This is a genomic window from Pseudomonas sp. 5C2 (genome assembly GCF_034314155.1).
GTDB lineage: Bacteria > Pseudomonadota > Gammaproteobacteria > Pseudomonadales > Pseudomonadaceae > Aquipseudomonas.
Map to the genome: position 1 here is coordinate 745843 of NZ_JAVIWH010000002.1, position 17953 is coordinate 763795.

13 protein-coding genes and 6 pseudogenes are annotated in these 17953 nt (G+C 55.2%); 11 read left to right on the plus strand and 8 right to left on the minus strand.

Translation table 11 applies throughout. From position 1 onward, the window contains the following. The first annotated feature begins 30 nt into the window (after positions 1-30). Both RGU44_RS24905 and RGU44_RS04135 read left to right on the plus strand, forming a co-directional pair. The gene (locus RGU44_RS24905) at positions 31-795 is read left to right on the plus strand and encodes a methyl-accepting chemotaxis protein (protein WP_407074629.1); all 765 of its coding nucleotides are present in this window, start codon (positions 31-33) and stop codon (positions 793-795) included. A 379-nt stretch (positions 796-1174) separates the two neighbouring features. Further along, positions 1175-1720, plus strand: a complete 546-nt coding sequence (locus tag RGU44_RS04135) for a DUF4174 domain-containing protein (RefSeq protein ID WP_322215771.1) — start codon at positions 1175-1177, stop codon at positions 1718-1720. A gap of 156 nt (positions 1721-1876) precedes the next feature. Here RGU44_RS04135 and RGU44_RS04140 read toward each other — a convergent pair. Continuing rightward, positions 1877-2670 (minus strand): annotated as a pseudogene (locus tag RGU44_RS04140) (type VI secretion system contractile sheath domain-containing protein). A 211-nt stretch (positions 2671-2881) separates the two neighbouring features. On the opposite strand from RGU44_RS04140, the gene ggt reads away from it, so the two are divergent. Further along, a complete protein-coding gene (gene ggt, locus RGU44_RS04150; RefSeq protein WP_322215774.1) occupies positions 2882-4609 on the plus strand; it encodes a gamma-glutamyltransferase in 1728 nt (575 codons plus the stop codon). 229 nt (positions 4610-4838) lie between these two features. Then, entirely contained in the window at positions 4839-5174 is a 336-nt protein-coding gene (locus RGU44_RS04155) for a hypothetical protein (protein WP_322179617.1), read from the plus strand. Positions 5175-5229: 55 nt separating this feature from the next. Here the strand turns inward: RGU44_RS04155 and RGU44_RS04160 are convergent. Further along, positions 5230-5379: pseudogene (locus tag RGU44_RS04160) on the minus strand (SAM-dependent methyltransferase); the annotation flags it as partial. Between the two features lie 290 nt (positions 5380-5669). Here RGU44_RS04160 and RGU44_RS04165 point away from each other — a divergent pair. Beyond that, positions 5670-5951, plus strand: coding sequence for a DUF3303 domain-containing protein (locus tag RGU44_RS04165; RefSeq protein ID WP_322215776.1), 282 nt, complete (start codon positions 5670-5672; stop codon positions 5949-5951). A 134-nt stretch (positions 5952-6085) separates the two neighbouring features. On the opposite strand, the gene RGU44_RS04170 is transcribed toward RGU44_RS04165, so the two are convergent. Next, the gene (locus RGU44_RS04170; RefSeq protein WP_322182728.1) at positions 6086-7234 is read right to left on the minus strand and encodes a murein transglycosylase A; all 1149 of its coding nucleotides are present in this window, start codon (positions 7232-7234) and stop codon (positions 6086-6088) included. 77 nt (positions 7235-7311) lie between these two features. Between RGU44_RS04170 and RGU44_RS04175 the strand changes: the two are divergent. Beyond that, positions 7312-7544 (plus strand): annotated as a pseudogene (locus tag RGU44_RS04175) (metal ABC transporter solute-binding protein, Zn/Mn family); the annotation flags it as partial. Positions 7545-7583: 39 nt separating this feature from the next. Here the strand turns inward: RGU44_RS04175 and RGU44_RS24910 are convergent. Then, a pseudogene (locus tag RGU44_RS24910) lies at positions 7584-7787 on the minus strand (SGNH/GDSL hydrolase family protein); the annotation flags it as partial. Here RGU44_RS24910 and RGU44_RS04180 point away from each other — a divergent pair. Continuing rightward, a pseudogene (locus RGU44_RS04180) lies at positions 7777-7899 on the plus strand (IS30 family transposase); the annotation flags it as partial. The pseudogenes RGU44_RS24910 and RGU44_RS04180 overlap by 11 nt on opposite strands. 168 nt (positions 7900-8067) lie before the next feature. Here the strand turns inward: RGU44_RS04180 and RGU44_RS04185 are convergent. Continuing rightward, entirely contained in the window at positions 8068-9030 is a 963-nt protein-coding gene (locus RGU44_RS04185; protein ID WP_322179615.1) for an AraC family transcriptional regulator ligand-binding domain-containing protein, read from the minus strand. 67 nt (positions 9031-9097) lie between these two features. Here RGU44_RS04185 and RGU44_RS04190 point away from each other — a divergent pair, with 67 nt between their 5' ends. The 3 genes from RGU44_RS04190 (at position 9098) to RGU44_RS04200 (ending at position 14804) form a co-directional block, all read left to right on the plus strand. After that, positions 9098-9952, plus strand: a complete 855-nt coding sequence (locus tag RGU44_RS04190) for a sterol desaturase family protein (RefSeq protein ID WP_322179614.1) — start codon at positions 9098-9100, stop codon at positions 9950-9952. Then, the gene (locus RGU44_RS04195; protein WP_322179613.1) at positions 9949-10545 is read left to right on the plus strand and encodes an NADPH-dependent FMN reductase; all 597 of its coding nucleotides are present in this window, start codon (positions 9949-9951) and stop codon (positions 10543-10545) included. Before RGU44_RS04190 ends, RGU44_RS04195 begins: the two co-directional genes overlap by 4 nt. 755 nt (positions 10546-11300) lie before the next feature. Next, positions 11301-14804: an AAA domain-containing protein gene (locus tag RGU44_RS04200; protein WP_322215779.1), complete on the plus strand. Its 3504-nt coding sequence runs from the start codon at positions 11301-11303 to the stop codon at positions 14802-14804. Here the strand turns inward: RGU44_RS04200 and RGU44_RS04205 are convergent. From RGU44_RS04205 to RGU44_RS04215, 3 genes and pseudogenes are all read right to left on the minus strand, one after another. Further along, positions 14805-15219, minus strand: a pseudogene (locus tag RGU44_RS04205) (transposase); the annotation flags it as partial. It abuts the gene before it with no gap. 175 nt (positions 15220-15394) lie between these two features. Continuing rightward, positions 15395-16267, minus strand: a complete 873-nt coding sequence (locus RGU44_RS04210; protein WP_322215781.1) for an oxygenase MpaB family protein — start codon at positions 16265-16267, stop codon at positions 15395-15397. A gap of 76 nt (positions 16268-16343) precedes the next feature. After that, positions 16344-16766: an ester cyclase gene (locus tag RGU44_RS04215; RefSeq protein ID WP_322215783.1), complete on the minus strand. Its 423-nt coding sequence runs from the start codon at positions 16764-16766 to the stop codon at positions 16344-16346. Between the two features lie 132 nt (positions 16767-16898). On the opposite strand from RGU44_RS04215, the gene RGU44_RS04220 reads away from it, so the two are divergent. Beyond that, complete coding sequence (locus tag RGU44_RS04220) at positions 16899-17792, plus strand: LysR family transcriptional regulator (protein WP_322215785.1); 894 nt, start codon at positions 16899-16901, stop codon at positions 17790-17792. Positions 17793-17953 lie beyond the last annotated feature (161 nt).

Consider the following 17953-nt stretch of genomic DNA (forward strand, 5'->3'; position numbering starts at 1 on the left):
ACGCGGGTGGTCTGCGCCTCCAACTCATCAATGCTCAACTCGGACGAACAAGCCAATCGTACCCACAGCGTCGCAGCTGCGATCAACGAATTGGGCGCGGCGGCGCAGGAGATCGCGCGCAATGCGGCGCAAGCTTCCCGTCAGGCCAGCGATGCGCGGCAATTGGCCGGGGAAGGTCAGCAGGTGGTCGATAAAAGCATTCAGTCGATGAATCAGTTGTCCGAGATGCTCAGCGCCTCCAGCAGTAATATCGAGTCGCTCAACAGCAAAACCGTGAACATCGGGCAGATTCTCGAAGTGATCACCAGCATTTCTCAACAAACCAACCTGCTGGCGCTCAATGCGGCCATTGAAGCAGCGCGGGCAGGGGAAGCCGGACGTGGATTTGCGGTGGTGGCTGACGAGGTCCGCAACCTGGCTCATCGCACTCAGGAATCGGCCCAACAGGTGCAGAAAATGATCGACGAGCTGCAAGTCGGTGCCCGTGAATCGGTCAGCACGATGGCTGAAAGCCAGCGCCATAGTCAGGACAGCGTCGTCGTTGCCAACCTTGCGGGGGAGCGTTTGAGCAGCGTGAACCAACGCATCGGCGAAATCGACGGTATGAACCAGTCGGTCGCTACCGCTACCGAAGAACAGACAGCCGTTGTCGAGGCGATCAACATGGATATCACCGAGATCAACACGCTCAATCAGGAGGGGGTGGAAAACCTTCAGACAACGTTGCGCGCCTGCTCTGATCTGGAGCAACAGGCGGGTCGCCTTAAACAGTTGGTGGGCAGTTTCCGGATATAGGCTTTAGTCCTGATGCTGATTGTCATCAGAGTGACCGCTGGCAGCGGGCCTCTGATGACCCATTTAACCACCTACCCGGGTTGGATCAGTTCCGTATACTCACGAAGGGATTCTCAATGGGCTGGGTGTAAGCCAGGTTGGCCATCGCTGGAGCGTCCGGCTCTGGAAAATCCACGGTTGCCCAATGGCGGGCTACCGAGCATCGTTGACTTTGTGCTGCCGTGAGCGACATTGAAACCAAAGCATCTTCAGGGCGTGGTTGCGTGATGGGCACTCTGGCCTAAGCTTCAGGTCAGTGCAGCCGGATGCGCCTTGAGCTTGAGGCCGCACGGATGCAATTCTCAACGAACGATGCGTGGTATCGAAAAAGGAGATGCGTATGCTCATCCGGTCACTGATCCTTGCCATGCTATTCGCTAGCGTCGGTCCGGTGCTGGCTGCCGACAGCGATGCCCCCTTGACTCAGGATCGCGGACGATCCCGTCCGTTGATCATCATCGCCCCCAGTGCCGTGGACCCAACGCTGGTTAACCTGAAAAAAGCCCTGGAAGAGCCTGCCAACCGCGCGGCCTTCGCCGAACGCAACATGGTGCTCTACACCGTGGTCAACACCATCGGCCAGCGCAACGGCAAGGACCTGGACGCGCAAACTACCATGGCGCTGATCCGCGAACTGAAGCTGGGCGCCAGCGCCCAGGCCAAGGTTATTCTGGTGGGCAAGGACGGCGAGAAGAAGATCGAACACTCCGGCCCCATCGATCCAAAGGAGATTTTCAGCACTATCGACCAGCTGCCCGTGCAAGAAAAAGAGACCTCGGCACCGCCACCGCCACCGCCACCTGCGCCCGAGGCCACGTCAACTCGTACGGGCAAGCCTGATAAGCCGGGTAAACCCGGCGTGCCACCCAAGGCGCTGGATGATTGAAAGGGCGAGAGGGTGGACGTTTATCCAGGTAGTTCAACCTCCACCCTGATCGAAACGGTCAGATCGCTTCAATGTAGTGGGCAAAGCGGGAGGTCCCCAGGATGTGAGGCAGCAGCGAGCCAAGGCGGGTGTTGAAGGCATAAACCGGCAGACCGCTCACCCTCCTCTCTCAATGCCCTGAATGGCGGCACACTCGTGGTGCTGGGCGAACGCTTCAGTGATGCGCTGGGCCAGGAGCCAGGCGGCATTTCCCCAGAGAAACTTGTCCAGGTCTGTGCAGGGGTCTGCTTTTGGATCATCGGCTTGACTGACGTCGTTCAAATGCACGTCTTCAGTGAAGGTCGGCATCTCCGGCACCGGACAGTTCTGCGCATCGTAAGGCGAGCGGGCCAGATAGCGCGGCACCACCATGGCGACGTAGCGCGAATTCTCGCTGTCACGGAACGCCAGCCAGTCCATGCACTCGATGCTCTCGAATATCGTTGATAACTCGCGTGGCCGGTCCAGGTCGTCAAAACACCGAACGGACCGCCACCCAAGGAGCTATCTCGATGCTTGGGCACCCGCGGGAACAACAGGCTTTGGTCGAAATCGACGGCGCTTTCCAGGTCAAGGCGCAGCTCTTCCTTGGTCACGTCAAGCAGGCGCAACGTCAGCAAAGGCCCCGACTCTGTATTCATGATCCGTTGGTGCAGTCCGCGCCATGATGCTTCAAGGGCTTGCAGCGGTTTACTGTGAAGAATCAGATTGATCTGGGCATGGACCTGGTCACTGGAAAGATCCTGCAACTCAGGGACCTGGCTCAGGATTTTCTCCGGGCTGAAATCGCTGAAATCGCTGAACGTGTTGAAGGTCAGCTCGATATTCAGGGGTTCTACACGTCCGGATAGCGCGCTTTGGACGGTGAACGTGATTCGTTTCTGGAGGCTGGAGGCTGCCGAGCAAGACACTTGTGTGGTTCCTCTTGCCTGTGCCGTTGTGGAAAGCGGGGCGGGCGAGTCAAAACTGACCTACAGTCTCTTGGCTGTTGGCATCTTGCCATTTGATCGAACGTGGCGCTGCAAGGTCTCTTGGCATTGGCACTGGATGAGAGCTGTAGAGTCGGGACTTTGGCAACTGCCCACGCAGCCTTCCCTTACCTTAAAACAAGAGAATTGGCCCATGAAGTTCCAACCCTTTGCCAGATCGCTCATTGCGACGGCATTCGTTATTGGTTCCATCGGTGTACACGCGGCTTCGCAAGCCCCTGTTGCCGCAGAGAACGGCATGGTAGTCACGGCCCAGCATCTGGCCAGCCACGTCGGTGTCGATGTCCTCAAGGACGGCGGCAACGCGGTCGATGCGGCGGTGGCGGTCGGTTATGCGCTGGCGGTGGTCTATCCTGCGGCAGGAAACCTTGGCGGCGGCGGTTTCATGACCATCCAGTTGGCCGATGGCCGCAAGACCTTCCTCGATTTTCGCGAGAAGGCACCCATGGCGGCCACTGCGAACATGTACCTCGATAAGGATGGCAACGTCATCCCGAACCTGAGCACAAAGGGATACCTGGCAGTCGGCATCCCGGGCACCGTGTCAGGCATGGAGCTGGCGTTAAAGAAATACGGCACGATGAAGCGTGCCACGGTCATCGCGCCGGCAATCAAGTACGCCGAGGACGGCTTCGTGCTTGAGCAGGGTGATGTCGACCTGCTTGAAACCGCCACCGACGAGTTCAAGAAAGATATGCACGACTCAGGTTCGATCTTCCTGAGCAAAGGCGAGCCGATGCAGGTTGGCCAGAAATTGGTGCAAAAGGATTTGGCCAAGACGCTACGGGAAATTGCCGCCAAGGGTACCGACGGCTTCTACAAGGGCTGGGTTGCCGAGTCCATCGTGGCTTCAAGCCAGGCGGGCAAGGGCATCATCACCCAGGCCGACCTTGATAAGTATCAGACCCGCGAACTAGCGCCTATCGAGTGCGACTACCGTGGGTATCACGTCGTCTCGGCTCCGCCGCCGAGTTCGGGCGGTGTCGTTATTTGCGAGATCATGAATATCCTTGATGGCTACCCAATGCAAAGCCTTGGTTTCCATTCGGCTCAGGGGCTGCACTACCAGATTGAGGCCATGCGGCACGCCTATGTCGACCGCAACAGCTATCTGGGCGATCCCGACTTTGTCAAAAATCCGCTGACTCACCTGCTGGATAAAAATTATGCGGCGAAGCTCCGTGCTTCTATCAATCCGCAAAAAGCCGGTATTTCTCGCGATATCAAGCCGGGGGTGGCTCCTCACGAGGGCAACAACACCACGCACTATTCGATCGTAGACAAGTGGGGCAACGCAGTCTCGGTGACGTACACACTGAACGATTGGTTTGGTGCGGGGGTCATGGCCAGCAAGACCGGGGTCATCCTCAACGACGAGATGGACGACTTCACCTCCAAGGTGGGCGTTCCCAATATGTATGGTCTTGTACAAGGTGAGGCGAATGCTATCGCTCCAGGGAAAACACCCCTGTCTTCAATGAGTCCGACGATCGTCACCAAGGACGGAAAAACCGTGATGGTCGTCGGCACCCCAGGTGGTAGCCGCATTATCACGGCGACATTGCTGACAATGCTCAATGTGATCGACTACGGCATGAACATTCAGGAAGCGGTCGATGCCCCACGATTCCATCAGCAGTGGTTGCCGGAAGAGACCAATCTTGAAGCGTTCGCTGTCAGCCCTGATACCCAGAAAATTCTCGAAGGTTGGGGGCAGCAGTTCACCGGTCCACAGCCGTTCAACCATGTTGCGGCGATTTTAGTCGGAGCGCCTTCGCTCGGCGGAAAACCCGTCGGCAAGAACCGTTTCTATGGCGCGAATGATCCGCGGCAGGGCTCGGGACTTTCACTGGGCTATTAATGAGTGATGCGAAGCCCTGTTTCAGGGTTTCGCTGACCGGTGCAAGTACATGCCCGCATCCGACGCCGCGAATCAATCACGATGCGCGGTTTCCGGCATAGGAGTACGAACATGACCCCCTCACTGCGGTTCTTCCTGAGGTTTTTTTGAAACCTTGAGCGTCCGCATGTTGTCGTAATACTCAATGAGTCCATACAGTTTCCAATGGTTCACATCAGGAGGTTTAGTCATGAATGCCCTGACGATCGAAGGCTGGTGCAAAATCAGCGGCGAGCAAAAGTCCACCCCTGTGGGGGAGATCCATTTTTACGTCAGTGGACCCGTCCATTTGCTTCTAGAGCAAGCCGAAGAACACTTACAGAAGACCCACGAGCCTGAAGTCATGGTCGATGTCGATATGAGCTCGATCGACTTGATCCTCCCGGAGGGATACGGCCCTCTCTCCGATTGCCAATTGCGCGTCTATTTGAGTGACCAACGCGGTCAGTTCCATTTGGTCGGGCATCGGGCGAGTGATGGCAGCTTAATCTATACCAACGCGGTGATGGTTGATCAGCTGGGTTAGCCGTTCACGGGTCAGCTAAGCAGGCATTCCCCTGCCATCGATGAACTGGAGCGTGACCGACCTCCTGAGACTGCGAGTTCGGTGTGCAGATAAAGGTTGAGGCGACGTAGTACCGCCGTTCCACGGGGCTCATGTTCTCGCGGAGCTTGTCGTTGGCGTAAGATTCCACCCGCAGAATCGTACCGTCAGGCTTGAGTGACTGAAACCTGTTCGGCGGTGGTCGCGATCAATAAGTGTCATCCGCCTCTAAGCAATACGCAGTTGCTCTTCGTCGCTGCCTCGGCAGATCTGGCGCTTGCGCTGGGTGAGGTAGATTCAAGGAAAGAGGATCAGCGGTCATACGCAAGGCTCGGGAGGCTGCTATTCCTTCCCATGGGAGCAGTCGTTTCAGGCCTGCCAGGGTGTGGCCCGGGAACAGACGCGTGGCCGTGGTCGCGGCGCCAGCCAGGTGCGTGAAGAGAAGAACAGGTGCCAATCCCTATCAGGAGGTGGCAGATGCTATTCATTGTCAGTTGGTCAATCAGTCCCGAACGTCGTAATAGCGCGATTGAGCGTTTTCTCAAAACAGGAGCCGTTCCACCCGCAGGCGTGACCATGCTGGGACGCTGGCATGCCATAGGTCGCATGACGGGCGTTGGCGTCGCAGAAACCAGTGATCTTGCGCTGATGCAGAAATGGGTGCTTGAGTGGAATGACCTCATGAGTATGGAGATTCACCCGGCACTGACCGATGAACAGGCTGCTCCGCTACTGGCAGCAGCGGTCAGCAAGCACTAGTTTCCGTCGAGAAAGCGTTGATAAAAAAGGGACACCCATTAGGCTTGAGTTGAGACCGGCTAATGGGTGTCCCTGTTTCAGGGCACCAGGCGCTTACGCGATAACAGGGCTGATTAGTGCCTCAGGTCCGGCCGTTATTGCGCGTTAGGCAACGCAACCCCTTTTGGCCACAGCAGCCAGATCTCGCCCTGCTGTTTCATGTTGCCTGCCAACTCACCGGCCTCGGTGCCGGTGCCCCAGAACAGATCGGCGCGAACTTCGCCGGCGATGGCGCCCCCCGTGTCCTGAGCGGCGACGGGCCGTACCACCGCGCTGCCATCAGGGCGTGTGGTGGAGAGCCAGAGCAGGCTGCCCAAGGGGATGACCTTGCGGTCGATCGCCACGCTGTAACCCGCCGTCAGCGGCACGTTCAATGAGCCGCGCGGGCCTTCATTGCTGTCAGGTCGTCGGCTGAAGAATACGTAGCTAGGGTTGCTCGCCAGTAACTCCGGAACCCGATCCGGGTTGGCACGGGCCCAGTCGTGGATCCGGCCCATGGTCACGTCTTCTTTTTTGAGTTGACCCTGCTCGACCAGCCAGCGGCCCACCGGCTTGTAGGGATGGCCGTTCTGGTCGGCGTAACCAATGCGCAATTGCTGACCGTTATCCAGTTGGATGCGGCCAGACCCCTGGATCTGCAGGAACTGCAGGTCCATTGGGTCGCTCAGCCACGCTAGCACAGGGGCGTTCACACCTTGGCGTGCAATGGTGGCTGCATCGTCATAGGGCTTGAGTGTTCGGCCTTCGAGGCGACCGCGCAGGCGTTTGCCTTTGAGTTCGGGGTAGAGGCTGTCCAGCGCCACCACCACCAGATCGTCGGGAACGCCGTGGACCGGCACTGCAGTTTCCTCGGTACGTTCGAGGCTGCCCCGATAGATAGGCTCGTAATACCCGGTGATCAGTCCGTGCTTGCTGCGGTCGGCCGAACGCAGGGCGTACACCTGCAGCTGTGTCTTGAGAAAATCGCGAATCGCGGTGGTGGTGGGTGGCACCTGAGTGGCTGCGCTGCATGGGCCTTTCCAGACGGGATCACTGGCCAGTCGTGCGCACGCTGAATACCAGGCGTTGAAACCAGCCTGCAGGTCGCTATCGCTGACGGCGGGCAGATCGTCCCAGTTGCCGATGACATAGGTGGCTGCCGCAGGTGGTTCTGTCTTTTGGGCGCCGCCATCGCAACCCGCCAGCAGGGCGATGAGGGGAGCCGCGCAGAGTAAAAGCCTGCGCCAGTGAAAACGGTGGTTAATCACGCAATGTGTTCCAGATGGACGATTCGAGGGCCGTAGCTTGGTGAAACCTGCCACTGGCGTCAAATCCAGTAGCCGGGCCCAATGGTGATCCTCATGTTTACGAGCCGACCCCGGCTGACGCTCAGGCCTTGAAAAAGGCTGACGTGGCGTTCGTCAGTGGTTTTCATCTCGAAGAGTGGCTTGATCGCCTGATCAACGCCTCCGAGTATCAAGGCGAGTCAGTGGTCCTGTCCACGAGCTCAAGACCCGCAGCATGGAAGAGGATGGGAAGCACGTCACCGACCCTCATGCCTGGAACAGTGCGGCCGCAGTCGTTGGTTCCCGGTTGGAAGAGGACAATGTCTGTGCCGATCGGAATTGCGCGTTCCAGCCTATTGCGCTCATCTTCTGTTGTGTCGCCACTTGAACCCTGATTTACGACATTTACATTAAAACCTTCTGTTCTCAATCGCCGCTCCAGTTGCGATGAGTATGCTTGGTCCCGACTGACAATTTTCCCTGCGGTCTGGCTAGCTCCAAACGCGACGATTTGAATCGGCTTGGACGCCATCTCTTATCAAATGAATATTCGCCCTCGTAAGCGATTTGGCTTCAAATACCCGATTGAAGTGTTTACTGAGGTGATGGGTATGTATCATGCTGCACCGTCTTCAATTCAATAACCGTGTTGCACTCAGCTCCTGCAACCGCCGTAATTGAATATTTCAAATTTTTGTGGTTTTAACCGAATAAGGTTTTTTTGATTTTCTTGTAATTGCCAAGGGGCTGACGTTCGGCGTTTGACGAACGGGTAGGGGCGGTAAACACCCCGCGGCTATTCAATCGCCCCTTTACACTTTTACGCGCCATCTATTACGGGCGTGGAGATAGGCCGTCAAATCGTTATAGCCCAACTGGTCAGCAATCTCTGCTCGAGATTCTCCCTGCAATTCAAGATGCAATTCCAGTTCTGCGCGAACCTGATCAAGCAACTGCCGGAACGTCGTGCCTTGCTCTTCCAAGCGTCTACGTAATGTGCGCGGTGTCTGGTGAAGGGTCTCTGCCAGGTTTTCCAGAGTCGGGGGTTCACCTCGCGACATTGCCCGTCGCGCCCCAGCCGCCACCTTGGCGGCCCAGCCGCTGAAATTTCGATACACTGCAATTCGCCGGTCCAGTTCCTGAGTCAGCAGTTCCAGCATACCGTTATGCCGAGTCAGCATCGGAAGACCCAGGCTACGCGAATCAAAGTAAAAACAGTTAGCCGGGCAGTCAAACTCAATACGCTCTCCGAACGATTGCGCGTATTGCTTGTAATACGACGGACGCGAATGGGTGAATTTTGCCAGCACGGGACAAACTTCCTGGCCAGTTCCGCGTTGCAGTAGGGTTATATACATGGCGCCGTAGTGCTCGGTGAGATAGCGCCTCAGCTCACCCGGTGCGTCGATGCCCAGCTCTAACCCGAAGCCGTTTTCGTCATTCACTAACCTGACACTGTCTGTGTCCGATGCCAGCGGTGCGTAACGAGCCCAGTACTGCATTGAAGAGGCAACGTCTGGACTGTACAGGCACAGATAAGCCAGTACGTGCCAGTCCTGAGGTGTGAACAGTGTGAACAGCTTCATGCCAATGGCGGGGTCAATACGCGCCGCCTCACGCCATAGCTGATCCAGCTCCACCAAGCTGTAATCTGCACCTTTATGCTGGGCGTGGCTGTCGAGAAAACGCTCCAACACCTGGCCGAGCCTGCCGCGATGAAAACGCTGGTTCGAGCGATTGGCCGGTTCTAGCTCAATTCTGTCCGTTTCACGCATTGGAGGCGCCGTACTCCTGGTTTCTAATTATTTGGCATTGCCCGCAAGGGCCTAAATCGAGAGTGCCATGAATACAACAATGCTCGCCAGCAACCCAACCTTTATCGTCGCCGGAATTTTCCTTGCCTTCGTGTTAATAGAGCTTGCCTGCGAATCGTTTCGCCAATCGTCAAGCAGCAAACGTGACGTGCTGATTGAGGTCATCGGGTCTAGCATAATGGTAGCCATCACGTTCCCTTTGGTGATGTGGCTAAGCGGTTTGATCTTAAATCAGCTTTTGCCAAATATGAAAGACGCGTTGGCCGGGATCCCGTGGATTGCCGGATTTGTGTTGTTTGTGCTGCTGGATGACATGACCCAGTATTGGTGGCACCGCCTGACTCACCGCGTCCCCGCGCTATATGCCCTGCATCGCGCTCACCACTCAGCACCTTACATGAGTATTCGCATCGTCTATCGTAATAACAGTTTTTACTATCTACTGATGCCGGGCATCTGGCTGTCCGGTATGCTAATTTATCTTGGTCTCGCACCGGTTTATTACGTTTATTTGATCTTGAAAATGACCGTGATTTTTGCGGCGCACAGCAGTGTCGCCTGGGACGATAAACTTTACCGCATTCCTGCTTTGCGGCCTCTTGTCTGGATAATGGAGCGCACCTTCTCTACGCCATCCACTCATTCTGCACATCACGGTTTGACGGCTGAGGATGGCGTCACGCATTACAAAGGTAATTTTGGCAATATGTTGTTTCTTTGGGATGTACTGTTCGGGACGGCAAAGATTACGCGCCGTCGTCCACCGGCTTATGGTATCGAGCACTTGTCGCCGATCAGTTGGAAAGAGGAATTATTCTGGCCAGTTGTTCGATCCCGCTGCGTGGCACCGACTGTGACTGCTGAGCAGAAGGTGGCACGATGAGTAGTCATATCGTTCTGCTGTCTGGATCGAATAGATCAGACAGTCAATCGGTCAAGGTCGCCAATTATCTGCGCGACCGATTAGAAAGACTCGAACTTTGCGAGTCAATAAACTTAATAGACTTAGCATCAAGCCGGCTACCACCCTGGCCGGAGAAAGACACTGATAACGTCTGGAGCAAACAGCAGTCAATTCTTAAAAAAGCAACAGCGCTGGTCGTCATCAGTCCGGAGTGGAACGGCATGGCTTGCCCAGCCTTAAAAAATTTCTTCCTTTACGCCGGTCTCGCCGAATTGGGACATAAGCCAGCGCTATTGGTGGGGGTTTCGGCCGGATTAGGGGGCGCCTATCCTATCGCTGAGTTACGTGGGTCCAGTTATAAAAATTGCCGGATCACCTACCTCCCGGAACAACTGATCGTCAGGCAAGTTGAAAGTATGCTGAACAATGGAGAACCTCAAGACGAAAATGACATTCGCCTTCGGGCGCGTGCCGATTGGGCTTTGCATATGCTGTGTTGCTACGATAAAACGTTGCAAACAGTGCGTAACGATATCGATATGTATCAGCCGGACTTCTCCAATGGTATGTAATTCATAAAAACCTCCACCCCAATACAATGCGCAGTCAATCAATTATATGGGGCGTAGCACTCAAACTATGCCCCTGAGGAGACACTGAATAATTCACCTGCTCGCACTTTTTGCCGGCGTTCAGGTCACATACCCCCTCTTTGCGAAACAAAGAGGGGGGCGCTGGGTGGTCGCTTAAGGCGTAAACACTAACCCGCTCGATTGACCTGCATGGGTTGATTGATTAATCACTGATAGTCATATGCTGAATGGGTAGCTGGCTTCCAAGAAAATTCATTATCTCGTTAATGCGTTTTTCTCGATCTTTATTAAGTATGTCCCCGTCTTTTTGCTTGACGACTCTGTTGGTTGCGACACTTGCGATCTGCACTGACTCGAAAGCTTCCACGTTGACCATCGGCATGATTCCCCGAGGCCTTGGAATGCCCCAGCGCATTGCAACCTGAACAACCTGGATTCCACATACGCGAAAACCCAGGGCTTGGTAAATCGGAACCGTAGAGCTTGAAACCGAAGCTCCGCAGCCCCCAAGCAGCCTTCCAAGCTGTCTATGAAACCAGGGGCTATTCAGTAAGTTTTCGATTCTCGGGGAGATTGTTTATCAATACAACCCACTGACACCGATGCTAGAGCCTTGGAGTATCCCGTTCCGCAGCATGTCCTGATTGGCCATTCCCCACCCAACACGCTACCCTCGGCCCAATCACCATCCATCGACCGTCACAGTGAGTCACGGTCCGCATTGAATCAGGACGATGAACGACTATTCCTTCAAACTCGCGAACTACTGGCGCAATTCCTTGGCCGATGCCGAAAATGGCAACGGCGCCTTGTCCTCCAGCCAAGCCGAAAAACTCACCGCTTTACCCATTGAGGCCTTATTCGCAGGGTGTGTGCCGGCAGAGCAGGTGAGCCTGTTATTCGCCAACGAACCCGCCGAATTACCCTGCGTAGAAATCACCCTGCGGCCCTTGGTTTACAAGTCACGCCTGGAGCACCGCAAAGCCCGCAACGGTCTGCCAGCGTTCATCACCCCGGTTATATGTCGAGTGTTAGTCGCCCACGATGGTCGTCTTTATCCGACATCGCAAACCCTGATGCCCCGCGACATTCTCGAACCGCTGGACCGCGACAATTTCGCCATCGGTGCCCAAGTCGATTTGGACGCGTTTTTGTCCGCCGAAGACGTGCCGCAGTTCGATCCATCCGCCGAGGGTGAAGAACTGACCGCAGACCAGCACCGCGACAAGTGGAATGCCTATCTGCAGTTCTGCATGAAAATGTTCCGCAAGGTCACCAGCGGCTGGGAGGGGGCAGAGGATGGCTTCGACCTGGTCAACTTCTGCTATTTGTTCAAGGAAGACAAAGCTGACGGCTTCAGCCGCAATATCGTCTGCCTCTACGACCACTTGCGCGACAGCAAGCCCGACGCACCCCTGTTCGACCGCTTCGCTCAGCGCGATTCTAGCCCTGACGAAGTTTGCTTGCCCGCCAATAGCCAGTTTGCCGCGCGACTTGGCCATGCCGGGAACGAATATGCCTTGGCGCCCGCCCAACGTGATGGCTTGGCTCATCTCCTCGTCGCTGATGCGGGGGATGTGCTGGCCGTCAACGGGCCGCCGGGTACTGGTAAAACCACCTTGCTGCTTTCGGTCGTCGCCTCGCTCTGGGCCAAGGCCGCAGTGGCCGGTGGCGAGCCGCCAGTGATCGTGGCCAGTTCCACCAACAACCAAGCCGTGACCAACATCATCAAAGCGTTCGGCAAGGACTTCTCAGAAGGGAGCGGCCCCTTTGCGGGGCGCTGGCTGCCCGATATCAAAAGCTTCGGCGCTTACTTTCCCAAGTCTTCGGCCGAAGCAGAAATGGCCCGCACCTACCAGACCAAAAGCTTTTTCACCGAGCTTGAGTCGCAGGCCTATCTGGACAAGGCGCAACAGGCCTACCTGGCCCGAGCCGTCATCGCCTTCCCCGATGATCTGAGCCCGAGCGTCCAAGGTGCGGTCAAGCAGCTCCAGGCCGCGATCCGCTCGCGACAGCAGCAACTCACTGATATTGAGCAGGCCTGGGCCAAACTGGTCGACGCCCGCGAAGCCATCCAGGCACTGCTGAGCGATGATCCACAGGCAGGCATCGCGCGTATTGACGCGCAGCACCTCAATCAGGCCGAACAGCTTGCGAACGCGAAAGCACGTCTGAAGGATTTCAAACACTATCTGGCCCACGAGCCGCTGATCTACACGCTGTTCGGCTGGTTTGGCCCGGTCGCTGGCAAACGTCTGCGCTTGGCGAAATTACACCTCGATGAGGCCAACACCGAACTGCAAAACGCCGCCAGTGTTTGCGAAATCGAAACCCGGTTGACGGCCGCCGTGGCTCAAGCCAGCAAGGCCCAGGAAGTACTCGAAGCCCAACTGCAGCAGGCCCGACAATTGCTGCAAGCCGAGCAACGTCAGGTATTGAATTGGCAAGCAGTGATTGCCGTTCTGCCGATTCCTACCGACAGGCCTGCTGCCCAGGTGACTCTCAACGACTGCGACAGCTGGGCGGACACTTCCCTGCGTTTCGAAATCTTCCTGCTGACTACCCATTATTGGGAAGGCCGTTGGCTGATGGACGTCGCCGAAAGCCTGCCAGAAATTCTCATGAGCCGCGGCAAAAATGGTCGCAAGACCCTTGAGAAAAACTGGCGGCGGTGGATGAAGCTCACGCCCTGTGTGGTGGCCACCTTCTTCAGGCTGCCCAAGGAACTGCGCTGCAGGCGGCACGACGGTAACGGCTTCGTCGATGACTATGCGTTGAACTTCATTGATCTTCTGATCGTCGACGAAGCCGGCCAAGTTCTTCCTGAAGTCGCCGCGCCGTCGTTCGCGCTCGCCAAGCACGCGTTGGTGATAGGCGACACTCAGCAGATCGAACCCATCTGGTCGATTCCGGCTGCGGTCGATATCGGCAACCTGATAAGCGCCGGTCTGCTATCGCGCGACAAAGTCGATGACGACTATGCCGCCTTCTGCGATAGCGGCCGTAGCGCGGCCAATGGCAGCGTCATGGCCATCGCCCAGGCGACCAGTCGGTATCACTACGATCATGACCTCGCCCGAGGCATGTATCTGTATGAGCACCGTCGCTGCTACGACTCGATAATCGATTACTGCAATGCCCTTTGCTACAGGGGCAAGCTGCAACCGCGACGAGGGCGAAAACCGGAAGGTGGCTTGCCGGGGCTGGGCTACCTGCATATTGATGGAATGTGCCAGCAGAGCAATGGCGGTAGCCGTCATAACCTCTTGGAAGCGCAGACGATCGCTGCGTGGATTCAAGCAAATGGAGCCGAGCTGACAAAGCGCTACAAGAAGGATCTGTGGGAAATCCTCGGTGTGATCACGCCGTTCGGCGCACAGACGCAGGCGATCGTTCAGGCCTGCACAGCACGGGGCATCAAGACCGGTAAAGGCGATGGCGAGATGACTGTCGGCACGGTTCACTCATTCCAAGGCGCCGAGCGGCCGGTGGTGATCTTCTCGGCGGTCTATTCCAAACATGCCGATGGCGAATTTATCGACCGCAAGGACAGCATGCTGAACGTTGCCGTTTCTCGGGCCAAGGACAGTTTTCTGGTGTTTGGCGACATGGACCTGTTCAGCCAAGTGCCGAAAAGCAAGCCGCGTGGGCGTTTGACCCAGTTTCTGTTGGCAGATTCGGCGAACGAGCTGATTTTCGATTATCAACCCCGGGATGATTTACAAACGGCGCATACCGGATTGAGCCACCTGCATGAAGTTGAAGAGCATGATCGGTTTCTGATGCACACGCTGGAAACGGCTCGCCAGCAGGTTCAGATCGTAACGCCCTGGGTGAAATTGCGATGGATGCAGGAAAGCGGCGCGATGGACATCATGGGCAATACGGTGCAGCGCGGCGTCCAAGTGGTGGTGTATACCGACCTGCGATTCAACACGGGTATCAAACGTGCCAAGCCTGAGGGCGATCCCGAGAGAATTGCGGAATTCAAAGACGCGATTGCCGCGCTGAAAACGCGGGATGTTCAGGTGTGCGTGGTCAACAAGGTGCACAGCAAGATCGTTATGGCCGATGAGGAATTGCTGTGTATCGGCTCGTTCAATTGGCTGAGTGCGCAGCGCTATGGCGACTATGTGCACCATGAAACTTCCATGGTCTATCGCGGCCCTGATGTAAGCGACGAACTTGCAATCAACCGCACTAGCTTGGCGCAACGGGTGACGTCCAGCGGACTGTAAAAGCTGTACAGCCTTGGACTCAGAGGGTGTCGGGTCTTGCCGGTCGGCAGCATCGAGTGTCGTCAGGTAACGGTTGATGCTCGATTCAACTTCTTCCATTCTCGCTTCAATTTGGCGCTGGTGAAATTGCGGTCGCGATTGTTGACTGCCGTTGGGCTTCTCGTTCCAGCCGCTGGATCGACTGAATGCGGTTGAGATAACCGTAGATGTAGATCTTCAGCAGAATTGCAGGATGATAAGCAGGTCGGCCAGTGTCTGCCGGTATGTCGCCTTTAAATCCAAACCTGCCCAGGTCGAGTTCGTTGACAAAAACGTCGACTACGCGCACCGGATTGGTCTCGGTGACGTAATCGTCGAGGCACTCCGGCAGCAGCGTCACCTGCGTCCGAGTCTCGCCCTCAATGAATCGCTTCATGATCGACCCCGATCAGATCTCGACGATCAAAAGGTTAGACAATCACTGGCGTTTTCACACAGCCTGGGCCGATTGCTGCCCGCCGCGACCAGCGGTAAACGACCCATCGCTGCCGGTGGGGAGTGGCAAAAACCGGCGAGGAGCGGTCCTTCAAAAATAACCTGGCAGGTTTGAGCTATTCAGTCAGGCCCATCCGCCTCTGAGCGCGGCTCAATGAACAATTACGTACCGCCCAACGCAGCACAGGCAAACTGCGTTTGATGCTTGCACGAACCAATTTGCTTTTTAGCGGGTTAGGGGAGATATCGAACATCTCACTGGCCCAGTGAGGTAAAAGGTCGATTCCCGCTTGCATCATCAACGTGCCGAACGGTCTCGCCAGCCGACTAGGTGACGGGGCGGCAAGTAATAGATTCAGAACTTCACGACTTCGACCGTCGCAGAGCAACTGCGGGCGCATCTGCTCAAGGTAGTCTGAAATTTCCCGCCTAGAGCGCGGTACCTTTTCGGCGCCCAACCGCTCAGCGATAGATGCCGTTTCATCGTAGTACCGGTCTTGATCATCCAACGACAAATGTGGATTTTTATATCGCAGGTGTGCTGAAAGAAAACTGCTCACCTCACCGACATGAACCCAGGTCAGCAAAACTGGATCGCTAGCGGCGTAAGGCCTCCCATCAACAGCAGTGCCAGTGATTTGCAAATGAATGGAACGTACTTTTTCGATCAGCCACTCGGCATCCTGTCGTGAGCCAAAGGTGGTTCCAGAAATAAACAATCCGGTTCGCCGCAATCGACCAATCATATCTTCACGAAAAGTTGAGTGATCCCAAATACCTGCCAACGCAAGCGGGTGCAATGCTTGCAACATAAGGGCACTAATGCCACCGATCAGCATGCTGCTGTAGTCCCCATGCACCTGCCAGCAGATCGAATTCGGCCCGAAAAGACCTGGATCACCCTTGGGGTTTTCCAGATCGATTTTGCCAAGAGACAGACCGGTCAAACTCATAACTTGAGTTTCGATATGACGACGAATAAATTCCATGAAAACTCAACTTGGAGAATACAAGTAATTAACATATCGTCTGGCTTTTTAATAAAAACCAGACAATACAATCTACTTAAGCGTACTCAATGATGCCGAGTTGCTTCGCCATGAATAATTCATTTCGCTCAACAATTTCCTCGACAATCATTCCATTTGCATTGAATCGAAAATAGGTTAATGCCGTCCATGCAAGGTCTTTTCCTGTGACATCAAATCCATGCCAAGTATTAGACCCCTTTGCCTGATGCGTCAACGCCACCACTACAATATCGCCAGTCACAACTTCTTTTTGGAAAGTTGTATGTAAAGACTCATATCTATCAGTCACATTCAGTTTCAACGCTTCTTTGAAAAGCTTCACGCCCACGATAGGGGCAACGCAGTCAGGCCGATGAACAACGACATCATCCGCAAAAAACTCAGTGACACGATCCACATCTTTTCCATCAACGCAGAATTTAAAATAGTTTTTTACTACTTCCAGATTATTACTCAATTTAAATTCCTATCGAATTTCCTTCAGCTCGGAAAATCTTTGCTGCAAGGGATAGAAGTAGATTAACGGTAGCAATTAAATTGAAAAAGCCTATAACTGGAAATGACATTTTCGCTCAATGGAACAATGCTGATGGATCGCTGGACCGAATATGAACTGTTTGTAAAGGTCACAGAGCTGGGTAGCTTGAACAAGGCGGCCGAGGCGCTGGGCCTGTCCAATGCTGCTGCAAGCCGCCACCTGGCGGCGCTCGAGGACCGTCTCGGGGCGAGGTTGATAGAGCGCAGTACCCGTCGATTATTTGTGACTGAGGTTGGAAAGGACTTCTACAACAACTCCAAAGCTGCACTGCTAGCCATGCAAGGCGCCACCGACGCCGTCTCCGCGACCAAAAGCCACCCAGTGGGTGTATTGCGCGTTACCGCCTCTTTATCGCTGTGCCTACAGCATATATTGCCGCTGCTGCCGAAGTTCAATCAGCAGTACCCTGATGTTCGCTTAGACATCGTTGCTGAAAACCGTTATTACGACATCATTGACGACAATATCGATGTAGCGCTTCGGACACGTGAAAGTGAACCTGACACCAGCCTGGTGATTAGGCGCTTGACTGAGACGCGGCGCACGCTAGCCGCGTCGCCTGACTATTTGCAACGTCACGGCTGTCCCGAACACCCTAAGGCATTAGTTGACCATCAACTTTTACTTTACACCTACGCCACCGACCCTTACGAAATGGTTTTCCAGCGAGAGAAGGAATCCATCACGATCTCGACAAAAGCATCACTTGAGTCCAACGATGGTCAGCTCTTGCGGGCAGTAGCACTGCAAGGGTTAGGCATTCTTGCTCAGCCCTCGTATGTGATACACGACGATATTGTTGCGGGTCGATTGATTCCAATTTTAACCGACTGGAACCTGCCCAAATTAGCCATCAATCTCGTTTATACGTCCCGACTGCATTTGCCTGCGAAAACGCGAGCGTTCATTGACTTCATTGTCAAAGAGTTTCAGCATTTAGACTAATGCATAGGCTCTATGCCCCGCCGTACCGGATGAAGACGGGGCAAATACTTATCTGTTTCCGTACAGTTTTGATCGGTGTCACACCACCTTGCGCACTGAATTCATGTTTGACATCTGCTTAACTCCTCGCCGAATGACTGCTATGGGTCGTTTTCTGCCTG